The 13,749-nt window shown below is 67.0% G+C and carries 15 protein-coding genes, 2 tRNA genes and 1 other RNA gene; 6 read left to right on the top strand and 12 right to left on the bottom strand.

Annotated features, from left to right (window positions below; all coding sequences use genetic code 11):
* Window positions 1–3: 3 nt before the first annotated feature.
* The gene (gene dnaX / locus EO141_RS15130; protein ID WP_127169570.1) at window positions 4–2,019 is read right to left on the bottom strand and encodes a DNA polymerase III subunit gamma/tau; all 2,016 of its coding nucleotides are present in this window, start codon (window positions 2,017–2,019) and stop codon (window positions 4–6) included.
* Window positions 2,020–2,254: 235 nt separating this feature from the next.
* On the opposite strand from dnaX, the gene EO141_RS15125 reads away from it, so the two are divergent.
* Both EO141_RS15125 and ffs read left to right on the top strand, forming a co-directional pair.
* Window positions 2,255–2,347, top strand: a tRNA-Ser gene (locus EO141_RS15125).
* A gap of 69 nt (window positions 2,348–2,416) precedes the next feature.
* Window positions 2,417–2,513: signal recognition particle sRNA small type (gene ffs, locus EO141_RS15120), an RNA gene on the top strand.
* A 48-nt stretch (window positions 2,514–2,561) separates the two neighbouring features.
* Here the strand turns inward: ffs and EO141_RS15115 are convergent.
* From EO141_RS15115 to EO141_RS15090, 6 genes are all read right to left on the bottom strand, one after another.
* Window positions 2,562–3,011: a molybdenum cofactor biosynthesis protein MoaE gene (locus EO141_RS15115; protein WP_164739232.1), complete on the bottom strand. Its 450-nt coding sequence runs from the start codon at window positions 3,009–3,011 to the stop codon at window positions 2,562–2,564.
* Window positions 3,008–3,253: a MoaD/ThiS family protein gene (locus EO141_RS15110; RefSeq protein ID WP_104582320.1), complete on the bottom strand. Its 246-nt coding sequence runs from the start codon at window positions 3,251–3,253 to the stop codon at window positions 3,008–3,010. Before EO141_RS15110 ends, EO141_RS15115 begins: the two co-directional genes overlap by 4 nt.
* Window positions 3,250–3,747: a cyclic pyranopterin monophosphate synthase MoaC gene (gene moaC / locus EO141_RS15105; RefSeq protein WP_104649532.1), complete on the bottom strand. Its 498-nt coding sequence runs from the start codon at window positions 3,745–3,747 to the stop codon at window positions 3,250–3,252. The genes EO141_RS15110 and moaC overlap by 4 nt, the downstream gene beginning before the upstream one ends.
* Window positions 3,748–3,822: 75 nt before the next feature.
* Complete coding sequence (moaA, locus tag EO141_RS15100; protein WP_127169568.1) at window positions 3,823–4,854, bottom strand: GTP 3',8-cyclase MoaA; 1,032 nt, start codon at window positions 4,852–4,854, stop codon at window positions 3,823–3,825.
* On the bottom strand, window positions 4,854–5,603 hold the full coding sequence (locus EO141_RS15095; RefSeq protein ID WP_127169567.1) for an MBL fold metallo-hydrolase: 750 nt from the start codon (window positions 5,601–5,603) through the stop codon (window positions 4,854–4,856). Before EO141_RS15095 ends, moaA begins: the two co-directional genes overlap by 1 nt.
* On the bottom strand, window positions 5,603–6,352 hold the full coding sequence (locus EO141_RS15090; protein WP_104582316.1) for a 3-deoxy-D-manno-octulosonic acid kinase: 750 nt from the start codon (window positions 6,350–6,352) through the stop codon (window positions 5,603–5,605). The genes EO141_RS15095 and EO141_RS15090 overlap by 1 nt, the downstream gene beginning before the upstream one ends.
* Window positions 6,353–6,372: 20 nt before the next feature.
* On the opposite strand from EO141_RS15090, the gene EO141_RS15085 reads away from it, so the two are divergent.
* Complete coding sequence (locus EO141_RS15085; protein WP_127169566.1) at window positions 6,373–7,422, top strand: glycosyltransferase family 9 protein; 1,050 nt, start codon at window positions 6,373–6,375, stop codon at window positions 7,420–7,422.
* 234 nt (window positions 7,423–7,656) lie between these two features.
* On the opposite strand, the gene EO141_RS15080 is transcribed toward EO141_RS15085, so the two are convergent.
* Both EO141_RS15080 and EO141_RS15075 read right to left on the bottom strand, forming a co-directional pair.
* Window positions 7,657–8,061 (bottom strand): DUF6165 family protein, encoded by a 405-nt coding sequence (locus tag EO141_RS15080; RefSeq protein WP_104582314.1) that lies wholly within the window; start codon window positions 8,059–8,061, stop codon window positions 7,657–7,659.
* A 98-nt stretch (window positions 8,062–8,159) separates the two neighbouring features.
* Window positions 8,160–8,250 (bottom strand) — tRNA-Ser (locus EO141_RS15075).
* Between the two features lie 198 nt (window positions 8,251–8,448).
* Between EO141_RS15075 and EO141_RS15070 the strand changes: the two genes are divergently transcribed.
* Entirely contained in the window at window positions 8,449–9,153 is a 705-nt protein-coding gene (locus EO141_RS15070) for a PP2C family serine/threonine-protein phosphatase (protein ID WP_024938430.1), read from the top strand.
* A gap of 600 nt (window positions 9,154–9,753) precedes the next feature.
* Here EO141_RS15070 and dnaQ read toward each other — a convergent pair.
* From dnaQ to EO141_RS15055, 3 genes are read right to left on the bottom strand one after another with little or no spacing between them, the layout of a single operon-like run.
* On the bottom strand, window positions 9,754–10,488 hold the full coding sequence (gene dnaQ, locus EO141_RS15065; protein WP_127169565.1) for a DNA polymerase III subunit epsilon: 735 nt from the start codon (window positions 10,486–10,488) through the stop codon (window positions 9,754–9,756).
* Window positions 10,489–10,500: 12 nt separating this feature from the next.
* A complete protein-coding gene (gene rnhA / locus EO141_RS15060; protein WP_104649525.1) occupies window positions 10,501–10,953 on the bottom strand; it encodes a ribonuclease HI in 453 nt (150 codons plus the stop codon).
* A gap of 31 nt (window positions 10,954–10,984) precedes the next feature.
* Window positions 10,985–11,641, bottom strand: coding sequence for a hypothetical protein (locus EO141_RS15055; RefSeq protein WP_104582311.1), 657 nt, complete (start codon window positions 11,639–11,641; stop codon window positions 10,985–10,987).
* Window positions 11,642–11,653: 12 nt separating this feature from the next.
* Between EO141_RS15055 and gloB the strand changes: the two genes are divergently transcribed.
* A complete protein-coding gene (gloB, locus tag EO141_RS15050) occupies window positions 11,654–12,421 on the top strand; it encodes a hydroxyacylglutathione hydrolase (RefSeq protein WP_127169643.1) in 768 nt (255 codons plus the stop codon).
* Complete coding sequence (locus EO141_RS15045) at window positions 12,418–13,602, top strand: lytic transglycosylase domain-containing protein (protein WP_127169564.1); 1,185 nt, start codon at window positions 12,418–12,420, stop codon at window positions 13,600–13,602. The genes gloB and EO141_RS15045 overlap by 4 nt, the downstream gene beginning before the upstream one ends.
* Window positions 13,603–13,749 lie beyond the last annotated feature (147 nt).

Below are 13,749 nucleotides of genomic sequence, written 5' to 3'. Positions count from 1 at the left end.
TCGTTACTCGTCGTAAGGGCGGATGGAATCGGGCACGACCCGCGCGCCTTGCTGCTGGATCAGCTGCTGCACATTCGGGTCGTTCATGAATGCTGTTTCGGCCGCGCTCTGGCGCTCGCCTTTCTGGCGATTGGCCCGCTCGTGCAGGGTCTCGACATCGGCGTTGCCGGTTTCGATGACGATGCGCGGCGTATTTCCCAACTCGGGCGCGAGTGCCTGCGCAAGGTTGGCGATGGAACGCTCGGAATTGAGGTATTCGAAGCCCGGCGCCAGCGCCAGACGCAGTACGCCGTCGCGATGGCCGAGGAAGGCGGCATTGGCAGCGAGCTGTCGCGAGGGACCGTTCAGGCCACTGCGGGTAACCAGCTCCAGCCACTGCTCGGCGTCGGCGATGCGGCCGTCGTCGAGCAGGACCGACGGCTCGGTTGCCGGCGCCGGCACGGAAGGCGCAGCCGCCGGTGGCATCTGCAGCACTGGCGCTGCAGATGCAGGAGCCACGGCGGCGGCAGGAACTGCCACGGCAGCGTCGGGCGCGACCGCAGCGGGCAATGCCGTATCGGCTGCCACGGGTGGCGCCATTGCCGCTTCCGGCGCGGGCGCACGCGGCGCTGCGGGGACAGCGTTGGCGCGCACCGGCGCATCGTCCATCGCCCAAGGCGGCGTGTCGTCGCTGCGCGCGGGAGCTGTGGATGGACGGCTGTCGGTCGCTGCTTCCACAGCGGGCAATACCACGACGGGGGCTGGCGCAGCAGTGGCCGGGGCGACGACCGCAGCCACGGCAGCAGGTACGGCTTCCTTCAACCCTGCCGGCTGTCCCACGGCTGCAGGCGCAGGCGCGGCTGCCACCGGTGCGGCGGCCTGCACGCCAGTTGCCGCAGAACGCGCGTGACCGCCGGCATTGGCACCACGTCCATCGTCACTGCCGCCAGCCGGCACCGCCGCCGCAGGGCGGAAGGCCAGCATGCGCAGCACCGCCATCTCGAACCCGGCGCGCGGACTCGGCGCCAGATACAGATCGCGGCGGCCGTTGAGCGCCATCTGGTACCACAGCTGCACCACTTCCGGACGCAGCTGCGCGGCATAGGCGGTCGGGTCGATGCCATCGCCGACAAAGGCCACTGACGGCACCAACTGCTGCACCTGGATGCGGTGCAAGGCCTCGGCCAGCGCCTCCAGCACGCCGCTCCAGTCGGGCGAGAATTCGGCCAGCGCCGCAACCACCTGCATCAGGCGCGCGCCATCGCCATCGGCCAGCGACTGCAACATCGCCCCGACCTGGGTGCGATCGACCGTGCCGAGCATGGTGCGCACCACCTCCTCGCGCAGTGCGCCGCCGGCATAGGCAATGGCCTGGTCGAGCAGCGACAGGCCATCGCGCAGCGAGCCGTCGGCGGCCTTGGACAGCTGCACAATCGCCGACGGATCCGACTCGATCTGCTCGGCGGCCAGGATCCGCGTCATCTGGCCCTGGATCTGGTCCTCGTCCAGCCGCTTGAGGTTGAACTGCAGGCAGCGCGACAGCACGGTCACCGGCAGCTTCTGCGGATCGGTGGTGGCCAGCAGGAACTTCACGTGCTCCGGCGGCTCTTCCAGCGTTTTCAGCAGCGCATTGAACGCCGCCTTGGAGAGCATGTGCACTTCGTCGATCAGATAGACCTTGAACTTGCCGCGCGAGGGCATGTACTGCGCGTTCTCGATCACCTCGCGCACATCGTCCACGCCGGTGTTGGACGCGGCGTCGATTTCCAGCAGGTCGATATAGCGGCCGGCGTCGATATCCAGGCAGGCCGGGCACTGGCCGCACGGATCGGCACTGGTGCCGGTCTCGCAGTTCAGCGACTTGGCGAAAATGCGCGCAATCGTGGTCTTGCCCACGCCGCGGGTGCCGGTGAACAAGAACGCGTGGTGCACCCGCCCACTGTCGAGCGCGTTACTGAGCGCGCGGACCACGTGTTCCTGGCCTACGAGTTCGGCAAAACGCTTCGGGCGCCACTTGCGGGCGAGAACGAGATAAGACATCGGGCAACCAGCTTCCTCTGAACCGATATTGTGCCACGGCGCGTCAAGTGGGTCGTTCAGCGGCCGTCGTGCCCGCCGCCTCCCGGACCGGTGGACCGCCGCAGCAGGGTCGGTGACCGGCCAGACAGCAGCGCTGGCAGCGTCGTGCCGGCCCGGCGGATCACTTACCTTGTTAATGGCGCCCGCGGCGGCTAGAATCCCGCTCCTGCCGTCGACCCGGTCGCACGGCAGGTACGGAGAGGTGTCCGAGTGGTTGAAGGAGCACGCCTGGAAAGTGTGTAAGCGTCTAAACCGCGCTTCGGGGGTTCGAATCCCCCTCTCTCCGCCAGTTTCATGATCCTGCAGCGCGATTGCATGGATCCAGGGCCGCGCCAGTGGCCCACGTCTTATGGTGGCCCCGTCGGTCCCTCGCGACGCTAGATCGAAAATCCCGCCAGGGCCGGAAGGCAGCAACGGTATCGATTGATGCGGGCGCCGAGGTCAACCGGCGGGGACACCACCCCAACTCTCAGGGTTCCCCGCAGCGCTTGAGTTGCAAGCGTCTACTGCGCCTGCGATTCCGGATGCAGCCAGCCCGCGTCCCCTTCAAGATAATGCTCGTGCTTCCAGATCGGCACGCGTGCCTTGACCTCGTCGATGATGAAGCGGCAGGCATCGAATGCAGCGCCGCGATGCGCCGCGCTGACCCCGACCCACACCGCCATGTCGCCGATGCGCAGCTCGCCCACGCGATGCACGCAGTAGGCGTTGACGATGGCAAACCGGCGCATCGCCTCGTCGAGCACGCGCTGGCCTTCGGCCTGGGCAAGTGCGGCATAGGCTTCGTAGCGCAGCCCGGCCACGCTGCGGCCTTCATTGTGATTGCGTACCCAGCCTTCGAAACTGGCGAACGCGCCGGCATGCGGGTGCTCCAGCGCGGCGCGCAAGCTGTCGACCGGCAATGGCACATCGGACAGCGCGAAGAGGGCGGTTGTCTGCTGGCTCATGCTCAACCTCCCGACACCGGCGGAATAAACACGATTTCACTGCCATCGCGCACGCCATCCTCCCAGCGCGCGAATGCGCCATCCACCGCGACGCGCAGCTGCGCCGGCGTCCAGCGCAGGCCGTGACGCGTCTCGAGTTCGGCATACAGCGCGCGCAGGTCCTGCGCCGCTGATTGCACCTGCTCGCTGGCAATGCCCGCCGCCTCACGCAGGCTGGCGAAATACAGCACCGTCACCGTGGCACTCATTGTCTTGCTCCGATATCGCGCTTGCCGCCGCGCTTGGACACCAACTTGGTCGGGCCGATGCTCATGCTGTGCGACAACGCCTTGCACATGTCATAGACCGTCAAGGCCGCCACGCTGGCACCGGTGAGCGCTTCCATTTCCACGCCGGTGCGATGCACGCAACGCACCGTGCAATGGATGTCCAGCACCTGCTCGCCCGCCCAGTCGATCTCGAAGCGGCACGCGTCGATCGGCAATGGATGGCAGAACGGAATCAACTCGTGGGTGCGCTTGACCGCCATGGTGCCGGCGATCACCGCCGTTTCAACGATGCCGCCCTTGGCGCTGCGCAAGCCATTGGCGCGCAGCTGCGCGGCGACAGCGGCCGGAAAACGCACCCGGCTCTGGGCGGTGGCGCTGCGCGCAGTGACCGCCTTGTCCGAGACATCCACCATCGTGGGCAGTCCGGAAGCGTCCAGGTGGGTCAGGCGTGCGGAACGGGAGTTTGCGGGCATGGGAAACGACACGATGACAGGCGCTCAGGATGCGGCATTCTCGGTGAACGCGGCGCCTCGATGGAACCGCATTCCCTACCCGCCAATCAAAAACATTTCGACCGGCTTGCCGCGCCGTGGCGTCGATGCACGCACTTCGCTGTAGCGATCGGCACGCACGCTCCAGCGCGCACGCAGATGCTCGGACAATCCATGCTCGCCCTCGGCCAGGGCCGGCTTGAGGTCATGGCCCTGGCTGGCGAACAGGCAGGTATACAACTGCCCGTCGGCCGACACGCGTGCGCGCTGACAATCGCCGCAGAACGGCACGCTGACCGAACTGACAAAACCCACCTCGCCCGCGCCATCGGCAAATGCATGGCGCTGCGCCACTTCGCCGGTGTAATTGGCATCCAGCGGCACCAGTGGCCAGCGCGCGTGGATGCGCGCGTGCAGTTGCGCGGAGGTCACCACCGCATCGGCCGTCCAGCCATTGCAGCTGCCCACATCCATGAACTCGATGAAGCGCAGCACGTGGCCGCTGCCACGGAAATGCTCCACCAGGGGCAGCACCTGATCTTCGTTGACGCCGCGCTGCACCACGCAGTTGATCTTCAGGCGCTGGAAGCCGGCCTGCTCGGCGGCGGCGATGCCGGCCAGCACCTGCGCAATCTCGCCGCGGTTGCCACTCATGCGCCTGAACAGCTCCGGCTCCAGGGCGTCCATGCTCACGGTGATGCGGCGCAACCCGGCCTGGCGCAGCGCCACCGCCTGCCGCGCGAGCAAGGTGCCATTGGTGGTGAGCGCCAGATCCTCGATGCCCTCGATGGTGGTCAGGCGCGCAATCAGGCTGGGCAGATCGCGACGCAACAGCGGCTCGCCGCCGGTCAGGCGCACCTTGGTGACCCCGACCGCGACGAAGGCACGCACCAGCGTTTCCAGCTGGTCGAAACTCAGGCGCTGCTGCGCATCGAAGCCGTAATCGTCGGGCACGCGGTCGGCCGGCATGCAGTAGCCGCAACGGAAGTTGCAGGCCTCGATGACCGACAGGCGCAGATCGCGCAGCGGCCTGCCGTAGCGGTCCTGCATCGGCGCGGCGGTCAGGTTCGGCAACAGCAAGGCCGCCATCAGGGCACCATGGCGGCAGTCGGCTCCGCCAGCGGCAGATGTTGGCCGGGCACGGCCACGCGATGGCCGCGTGCGCGTAGCACGTCGCCGTCGGCGTCACTGGCGTAGTGGTACAGCAGCATGCGGCTCAACAGGTCCTGCGGGTATTCCCGCTCCAAATCGTCCACCCCAGTATGCGACGGGTTGCCGTGAACGCCGCAGTCATGCGCGATGAGCTCGCTGTCATCAGCGTAGCGGGCCAGGATCTCCGGGATCGGCCGGGTGTCGCCGCTCCAGACCAGGGCCCCCTTCAGCCGCAGCCCGTAGGCGGTCTCCGGCCAATGGTGGCGCGCCGGGAACACCTCCAGCCGCACCCCGTCGTGCCAGAACGCCTCGCTGACCGGTACCAGCTGGAACGCGTCCCAGAAGTTCGCACCGCCCTCGGCCAGCACGTTCGGGTAGTCGGCGATCCGCCGCTGCAGCAACGGCACCACCGGCGCCGGCACGTACAGGCGTGTGCGCCCGCGGCGTCCGGAGAAATAGCTGTCCACGAACAGCCGTTCCAGCCCGCCCACGTGGTCCAGATGCACGTGGGTGATGAACACCGCATGCGGCAGATGACCGTAATGGGCCTGATAAGCGGTGAGCCCTTCGCTGCCGCAGTCGATGGTCAGCCACGGCGCGCCGGCGCGCTCGATGGTGGCCATCGGCGAACCAAGCGCGACCGCCGACGCATTGCCGACCCCCTGCACACGCAACGCCCAGTTCATCAGTAGCCCCGGCCCCAGGCCAGTTCGTAAGCGCGATGCAGGCGCTCGTAATCCTTGTCGACCTCTTCGCGGCTGCGGCTGCCGCGCAACTTCAGCAGCGAGCGGTGCAGGCGCTTGAGATTGCGTTCGCGCCAGCGCGTAGCCGGAATCCGCAACACACCACGGTCGAAATCGATCAGCCAGCCATGCCCGCCGGCATCGAACAGGATGTTGTGCGCGTTGAGGTCGGCATGATCCAGGCCGGCGCGATGAAAGCGCGCAATCAGCCGCCCGGTCTCTTCCCACGGCGCACCGCGCCCGGCCACCTGCGCGTGATCGGCAAGCGAACGCACGTTCTCCAGGCGCTCCATCAACAAGGCGGCGCGATAGCTCAGCCCTTCGCGCAGGTAGCAGGCCGCCAACGGACGCGGCACCGGCAACTTGCGCTGGACGAGTTCGCGCATCAGCCGGAACTCGGCAAAGCTGCGCGTGCGTCCCGCTCCCTTCCACAGATAGTGATCGCGACTCACGCGCGCGGCCATGCCGCCGCGCAGGTACTGCCGCAACACGCTACGACCGAACGGCGCATCCACGAACCAGGCCCCACCCCGCCCGCCTTCGTCGACCGGCCGTGCCCTGTCACCCCAGCGTTGCGGCGAAAACAGCCCGGCATCGGCTTGCCGCAGCCGTTCGCGGTCGAACAGAATGGCGCCATAGCCGCGGCCTTCGCGGTACGGCGTCAGCGCTTCAGTGGCGTCGAAAGCAACCATCCATCGAGTCTAACAACACCATGGCTTCTACGCCCGCTTCGTTATGCCTGCTGCGCCTGTCCGCCCTGGGTGACGTCACCCATGTGGTGCCGCTGGTGCGCACCTTGCAGGCGGGATTTCCGGCAAGCCAGCTGCATTGGATCATCGACAAGGCCGGGTTGAAATTGCTCGACGGCCTGCCCGGCGTGCAGTTCCATGCCTACGACAAGCGCACCGGCGTGGCCGGCATGCGCGCGCTACGCCAGTCGCTGGCGCCACTGGGTCGCTTCGATGCGCTGCTGCAGATGCAGGTGGCCTTGCGCGCCAACGTGCTGTCGGCCTTCGTGCCGGCGCGGCGGCGGATCGGCTATGACCGCAGCCGTTCCAAGGACCTGCACGGCCTGTTCGTCAACGAGCGCATCGCCGACCGCCCCGGCATCCACGTGCTCGACGCCATCGGCAGCTTCGCCCAGCCGCTCGGCCTGACCCAGCGCCAGGTGCGCTGGGATCTGCCAGTTCCCGACGAGGCCCATCACTGGGCACGCGCACAATGGGACGACGACGGCCGCCCGGTGCTGATGATTTCGCCGTGCTCCAGCCACGCACGCCGCAACTGGTATCCCGACCGGCATGCCGCGCTGGCCGACCATGCCGCAGCCCAGGGCTGGCGGGTCGTGCTGTGCGGTGGCCGCAGTGAGCTGGAACGCAGCACCGCCGATGCCATCGTCGCGGCCACGCGCGCGCCGGTGCTGGACCTGGTCGGCAAGGACACGCTCAAGCAACTCCCCGCCCTGCTCGCCCGCGCCGAGCTGGTGGTCACCCCCGATTCCGGGCCGATGCACATCGCAAACGCGATGGGCACCAAGGTGCTGGGCCTGCATGCGGCCAGCAATCCACTGCGCAGCGGCCCGTATTCGGACGTGCGCTATTGCGTGGACCGGTACGACGCGGCCGCCCGCAAGTACCTGGGCAAGCCGGCCGACCAGCTGAAATGGGGCACCAAGATCGAGTTCGACGAGGTGATGGCCCTGATCACCGTGGACGATGCGATCGCCGCATTCGAGCGTTATCGTGGTGATCATCCGCGCTGAAGGCCGGCGGCGGATCGTCGCCGGAACGGGGAGTCAATCGCTGCCGGACGGTCCGCGCCGCGGCCCGTTTGCCCGGAACAGCCGGGAAACAACGGCGAAACCCCGACCCGGCACGCGCGGCAACCAATCATTGCGGTACCCGATGACGTACACCCTGGCGACACGCCAGGGTGCGCGGCTCACGGACCGGCCGCCGTCATGCCTCCGGTCACGCAGGCCCGCGATCAGCGGCCATCAGGCACCGGTGGCGCGATAGTCCTGGTACGACTTCTCTTCCACATACGACGAACCCAGCGCCAGGTTGATCTCTTTCTTGATGCGCGCGCGCTCGTCGTTTTCGATATAGACGCTGCGCGCCAGCTGTACGAAGCCGTCGTCGAAGCTCTGCGCCTGCTCCTTGAGCCGGATGTCGTCCTCGATCACCCATAGCCGCTCGTTGACGGCCTTGAGCGCGGCACGCAGGCGCACGATGTCGTGGCCGGCGGCCGGATGCGCCATCCAGCTGGTCTCCAGCGCGGACAGCTCGCTGCGCACATTGGCCAGCTTGGCGGGGTCGCGCATGCGCTCGGACTTGATCTGCAGGATCGCGATTTTATCGAGCAGCTCGCCAAAGGACACGGGTACCAGGATCTCGGACATGACAGGCCTCCAACGGATATCGGGCGATTGTAGCCAGCGCAGCAGCGCGCGGTGGCGGCACATAAACAAAAGCCCCCTTGCGGGGGCTGATGCGAATCTGGCGGAGAGGGGGGGATTCGAACCCCCGAGGCGCTATAAACGCCTGCCTGATTTCGAGTCAGGTACATTCAACCGCTCTGCCACCTCTCCAGATGGTCCCCAGTGTCCCGGGGCCGTGCATCATACGGGCACGGGCGCCAGGCCACAAGCGGCCCGGGCCGGCATCGCCGGCACGATCGCGGCTCCGGGCGTGAACCCGGCCTGCGGCATCGGCGATCGGCGTGTTGCTGCTGGCCGGCCGCCCCGCGATGATGGTCACGCACCTCCTCTCTTTGGCGACCCGCCCCCATGCTCGAATTCGGACACCTTACCCATGTCGGCCTGCGCCGTGACCTCAATGAGGACACGTACTACGGCGACAGCGAATTGGGGCTGTGGCTGGTGGCCGACGGCATGGGCGGGCACGCCTGCGGCGAAGTGGCCAGCGCGCTGGCGCGCGAAACCATCGTGCGCGAGGTGCGCGCCGGCACCCCGCTGGCGCAGGCGGTACGCATCGCCGACGAAGAGATCATCAAGACCTCGCGCCGCTGCAACGACACCTTGCCGATGGGCACCACGGTCGTCGCTGCGCGCGTACTCGGCCAGCGCTTCGAAGTGGCCTGGGTCGGCGACAGCCGTGCGTACCTGTGGCGCGACGGGCGGCTGGCGCAACTGAGCCAGGACCATAGCTATGTGCAGGAACTCATCGCCCAGGGCACCCTGACCAGCGAGCAGGCGCGCGCGCATCCGCATCGCAACGTGGTGACCCAGGCCCTGGGCGTCACCGATCCGGTCCACCTCAATGTCGCCACCATGCAGGGCGAACTCAAATCCGGCATGCAGCTGCTGCTGTGCAGCGACGGCCTCACCGAAGAAGTCGACGACGCCGCGATCGCCGCAACCCTGTCGCAGGCCGATTGCAGCGCCCAGGAGTGTGTCGAGTGCCTGGTCGCCGCCGCGCTCGATGGCGGCGGCTCGGACAACATCACCGCGATATTGGTGCGCAGCTACTGAAAACGGCCAACGAAGCGTAGCGAGCACCCGGCTGGCGGTGAGCGCAAGGGTGTTGTTGGCCGCATTTTGGTTGGAGGCAAACAAACGCCTGGTCGGTCGAGGGCGCGACGTCCTCACCGCCTGCGGGCCACGCCGTGAATCTAATCCTAAAAACTCCCTGGCGGCATCCAGGCCGCCAAGGGTCCCGGAACCGCCGAGAGCACTGCACCAAAGCATGAGTGGGCTGCCTGGTCGAATACCCTGCACACCGACCATCTCGACAGGTCCTCGCCCGCCCACCATCGCGGGACACGCCGTGAATCCATCCATGGAGGCTCTTACGCGGCATCCATGCCGCGTAAGGTCCCGCGACGGTGGGCGGGCGAGGGCCCTGCAGCCAGGCCGCAGATCACCGGCATGCAGCGAAGAGCAACATCATCCCGCTCCGCACTAGACCAGAGAGACATCAGCTTCGTTGGCAGAGCCAGGCACGGGCATCGAACCCGCGCGGTAGCCATTCCGGGCGCGTACTTCGCGGCCTCTCCGGGCACCAACTGCGCACTGCACTCCCACCACATCACCCGCCGCGCGACAGCAGGACACCAGTTGCCGAAAGCCGCACTACCCGGTAGCAGCCACCTCTTCAACCGGCGCATCCCACAACGCGCGCCCGGCCTTCTTGCGCAGATACGCCAGGCGCGCCTCGTGCGCCTGCGACTCGGAGGCGGTCACCACCACCCGCGCGCGCGGCAACAGCAGCGCCGGATCGAAGGTGATCATGCCCTCGCCATGCTCGCTGCGCTGACCGGTATCGGCGCTGGCAAAGCCGATTTCTTCCTGGCCCGAGGTCAGCGCGATATACACATCGGCCAGGATCTGCGCATCGAGCAAGGCGCCATGCAACTGGCGATGCGAGTTGTCCACGCCAAGGCGCTTGCACAAGGCATCCAGCGAATTGCGCTGCCCCGGATAGCGCTCGCGCGCCATCATCAGGGTATCCACCACGGTGGTGCGATCGACGATACGGCCGTAGTTGTCGCCCAGCAGCGACAGCTCGTTGTCCAGGAATCCCAGATCGAACGCGGCGTTGTGGATGATCAGCTCCGCGCCGTCGATGTAGGCCAGGAACTCCTCGACCACATCGGCAAACAGCGGCTTGTCGGCCAGGAACTCCAGGGTCAACCCGGTCACTTCCTGCGCACCGGGTTCGAAGTCGCAATCGGGCTTCAGGTAACGATGGAAATTGTTGCCGCTCGGGCGCCGCTCCAGCAGCTCCACCGCACCGATTTCGACGACGCGGTTGCCCTTGCGCCACTCCAGGCCGGTGGTTTCGGTATCGAGAATGATCTGACGCATGAATCCTCTTGCTTACGCGGTTGCGCTGCCACCGCGCTGGGCGATGGCCTGATTGCGGGCGAGCACGTCGACGCGCTCGTTGTCCGGGTCGCCATTGTGGCCTTTCACCCAACGCCAATCGATGCGGTGACGTTGCGTGGCCGCATGCAGCCGCTCCCACAGTTCACGGTTCTTGACCGGGTCGCCGCCGGCCGTCTTCCAGCCGCGGCGCACCCAGCCGGCCATCCACTCGGTAATGCCCTGGCGCACGTATTGCGAGTCGGTATGCAGCACGATCTGGCACGGCTCGGTGAGCGTTTCCAGCGCCATGATCGCCGCCATCAATTCCATGCGGTTGTTGGTGGAGGTGGCTTCGCCGCCGGACAGTTCCTTCTCGCGGCCGTTGTAACGTAACAAGGCAGCCCAACCGCCCGGCCCGGGATTGCCGAGGCAGGAGCCGTCGGTATGCACTTCAATGGATTTCATCAGGTTCTGGTGTTTGGAAAGTGGTCGGTAGTCAGATCGTGGCCACGGGCTGCGGCCAGCGCGAGGGCATCGCGATCGGGGTCGGCCCGATCGATGCTGCGGCACGCTTTTCCACCTCGAGCAGATACACCGCGCGCCAGGGTGCGCCATCGATGTCGGCCGCGCCACGCCCGGTGCGCCAGATCGGTCCCAGATAGCGCTCGGTCTGCACGCATTGCAAGCCCGCACGCTGCGCCAGCAACCGCCAGCGATCCGGCCGCAGCGCCACCGGACCACGCCGCGCCCAGCGAAAGCGGTACGGGCTCAGCGGATTGAGCGCGAACAGCCATAGCCGCCCGCCCGGCATCAGCAACCGCTCGCATTCGGCCAGGAAGTCCGCCGCGCCGCCCACCACTGCATGCTGCACCACGATGGCCTGCAGGCTTTCGGTCGGCAACGGAAACGGCATGGCGCAACATGCGTCGCCGACAAAGCGGCCAGCGCTGCGAGACAGCCGCAGCCCGCGCCCCTGCAGGACCTCGCGCGGCGGCAACTCGGTAGTCGGCGTCAGCCACAGCCAGGGCTGCGACGGGCGCGTCTGCAGCGCTGCAAGCGCCAATCGGCGCTCCAGCTGGAGCAGGCTGCGCCCTGCACCTGTTTCAAACCAGGATGAGACGCCAGCTTGACGGGAGAATGGCGTGACAGGCATGGTCCCAATTCTATGCGACTGACCGCCCTGCCCGCATTCGACGACAACTACATCTGGGCGCTGGTCGCCACCGATGGCCGCGCGGTCATCGTCGATCCCGGCCAGGCCGAGCCGGTGTTCGCCGCCGCAGAGCGCGACGGCTTCCGTCCCAGCGCAGTCCTGTTGACCCACCACCATGCCGACCACATCGGCGGCGTGCCAGCGCTGCAGCAGCGTTGGCCGGACCTTGCGCTGTACGGCCCGGCCGACGAACGCATCCCCGCAGAGGCCCACCGCGTGGGCCAGGGCGAGCGCTTGAACCTGCTTGACACCCATTTCGATGTACTGGACGTGCCGGGCCATACCCGCAGCCACATCGCCTTCGTCACCGACCGCCATCTGTTCAGCGGTGATACCCTGTTCAGCCTAGGCTGTGGGCGGATGTTCGAAGGTACCGCTCCTCAGATGTTCGACGCGTTGCAGCGCCTGGCCTCCCTGCCTGGCGAAACACTCGTGTGTTGCGGCCATGAATACACCTTGGCCAATGCGGCCTTTGCGCTGCACGTCGATCCCACCAACGCTGCCTTGCAGCGCCGTCAACAGGAAGCCCAGGCCATGCGTCATGCAGCCCGTCCTACCCTGCCGATTTCGCTCAAGAGTGAACTGGCCACCAATCCGTTCTTACGCACCAGCAGTCCCGAAATCCGCGCTGCGGTGGCATCTCGCGCAGGTGGGGCAATTTCCTCTGAAGTTGACGTTTTCGCCGAACTTCGGCGCTGGAAAGACGAATTTCGCGCATGAGGCGCCTGCTTCTGGCAGTGCTGACCGCATCGGCGGTCATCGCACCCGCAGCCGCATCGTCCAACGACGCAAGCCGCTCCAAACCCGCAGAGAGTTCGATCGCCCAGACCGCCACACCCCAGGTGCGCAACGGTCGGGAGATCTTTTCGTCGTTCCTGGACGGTCGCGCCGATCCTGGCTGCGACAGCGAACATAGCGACACCCGCTGGGAACAACATTTCTCGCGCGCGCCGGCCCGTCTGGCAGACGACGCACAGGATGTCTTGCCGCTGTTCGGCTACGTGGTCGATGAATTGCGCGAAGCCGACATGCCGACCGAATTTGCGCTGATTCCGTTCGTCGAGAGCGGTTATCGCCCGGGCGCCCGCAACGGCAGTGGCCCCGCCGGCCTCTGGCAGTTCATCGCCACCACTGCGCGCAATCACCATGTGCCGGTTGGCGCGCAATACGACGGCCGCCTCTCGGCAGTGGACTCCACCACCGCGGCGGTGCGTTATCTCAAGACGCTGTATGGCATGTTCGGCGGCGATTGGCGCCTGGCGCTGATGGCCTACAACGCGGGCGAGTATCGCGTGCTGCAGGCCATGCGCACGGCCGGCATGAACGCGCAGAACGCTCGCCCGTCCGAATTGCCCGGCATGTCCAAGGTCACCTACGAGTACGTGGAAAAGCTGCACGCGCTCGCCTGTGTGCTGGACCATGCGCAGCAGCAGGGCAATCTGCTGACCTCGCTCGACCGCCCGGTACCGGTACTCACCGAACATGCATTGCCGGCCGGCACCAGTCTCAACGCCTTTGCGGGACAACGCGACATCGAGCCGCAGCTGCTGGCCCGGCTGAATCCGGCGCTGGCCAGCGCGCGCGCCGCACCGCGGGGCGTGCATGTGCTCGCCCCGATCGCCCCTGCGCAGCCAGGTGCGACAGGTGCCGTGGTCGCATCTGCCGACACGGGCGGCATTGCCGACAACAGCGCTGCCGCTCCCACGGTCGTTGCCGCCGCGACGACGGATGCCTCCAGGCCACAGGCGCGCACCACGCATACGGTCCGCAACGGCGAATCCGCCTGGGCCATCGCACGCCGCTACGGCGTGACCGTCACGACACTGCTGACCAGCAATGGCCTGGACAAGCGTGCCGTGCTGAAGCCCGGCATGGTGTTGTCGTTCGAAGACACACCCTGACCTAAGTCGCCTGCGTCCGGCGCCGTTCCGGCGCCGCTGACACTGCAGCGGCATGCTTTTCGCCGATGTTGTGCATGGGGAGTTGAGCGTCGCGCCGCTCTGCCCAGGCGAAGGTCGGATGCAAAGAGAGCGCCTGACATCTCCCCT

The organism is Xanthomonas sp. BRIP62415 (assembly GCF_003993515.1).
Classification (GTDB): domain Bacteria; phylum Pseudomonadota; class Gammaproteobacteria; order Xanthomonadales; family Xanthomonadaceae; genus Xanthomonas; species Xanthomonas euroxanthea.
This window is presented reverse-complemented; position numbering and strand designations above follow the sequence as displayed.

Coding starts and splice junctions, on each gene's coding strand:
- EO141_RS15080 (WP_104582314.1), bottom strand. CDS start 8,061: ATGTCCGAGATCCTGGTACCCGTGTCCTTTGGCGAGCTGCTCGATAAA.
- EO141_RS15085 (WP_127169566.1), top strand. CDS start 6,373: ATGGCTTCTACGCCCGCTTCGTTATGCCTGCTGCGCCTGTCCGCCCTG.
- moaA (WP_127169568.1), bottom strand. CDS start 4,854: ATGGCGGCCTTGCTGTTGCCGAACCTGACCGCCGCGCCGATGCAGGAC.
- dnaX (WP_127169570.1), bottom strand. CDS start 2,019: ATGTCTTATCTCGTTCTCGCCCGCAAGTGGCGCCCGAAGCGTTTTGCC.
- EO141_RS15045 (WP_127169564.1), top strand. CDS start 12,418: ATGAGGCGCCTGCTTCTGGCAGTGCTGACCGCATCGGCGGTCATCGCA.
- EO141_RS15090 (WP_104582316.1), bottom strand. CDS start 6,352: ATGGTTGCTTTCGACGCCACTGAAGCGCTGACGCCGTACCGCGAAGGC.
- EO141_RS15055 (WP_104582311.1), bottom strand. CDS start 11,641: ATGCCTGTCACGCCATTCTCCCGTCAAGCTGGCGTCTCATCCTGGTTT.
- dnaQ (WP_127169565.1), bottom strand. CDS start 10,488: ATGCGTCAGATCATTCTCGATACCGAAACCACCGGCCTGGAGTGGCGC.
- EO141_RS15070 (WP_024938430.1), top strand. CDS start 8,449: ATGCTCGAATTCGGACACCTTACCCATGTCGGCCTGCGCCGTGACCTC.
- moaC (WP_104649532.1), bottom strand. CDS start 3,747: ATGCCCGCAAACTCCCGTTCCGCACGCCTGACCCACCTGGACGCTTCC.
- EO141_RS15110 (WP_104582320.1), bottom strand. CDS start 3,253: ATGAGTGCCACGGTGACGGTGCTGTATTTCGCCAGCCTGCGTGAGGCG.
- rnhA (WP_104649525.1), bottom strand. CDS start 10,953: ATGAAATCCATTGAAGTGCATACCGACGGCTCCTGCCTCGGCAATCCC.
- EO141_RS15095 (WP_127169567.1), bottom strand. CDS start 5,603: ATGAACTGGGCGTTGCGTGTGCAGGGGGTCGGCAATGCGTCGGCGGTC.
- gloB (WP_127169643.1), top strand. CDS start 11,654: ATGCGACTGACCGCCCTGCCCGCATTCGACGACAACTACATCTGGGCG.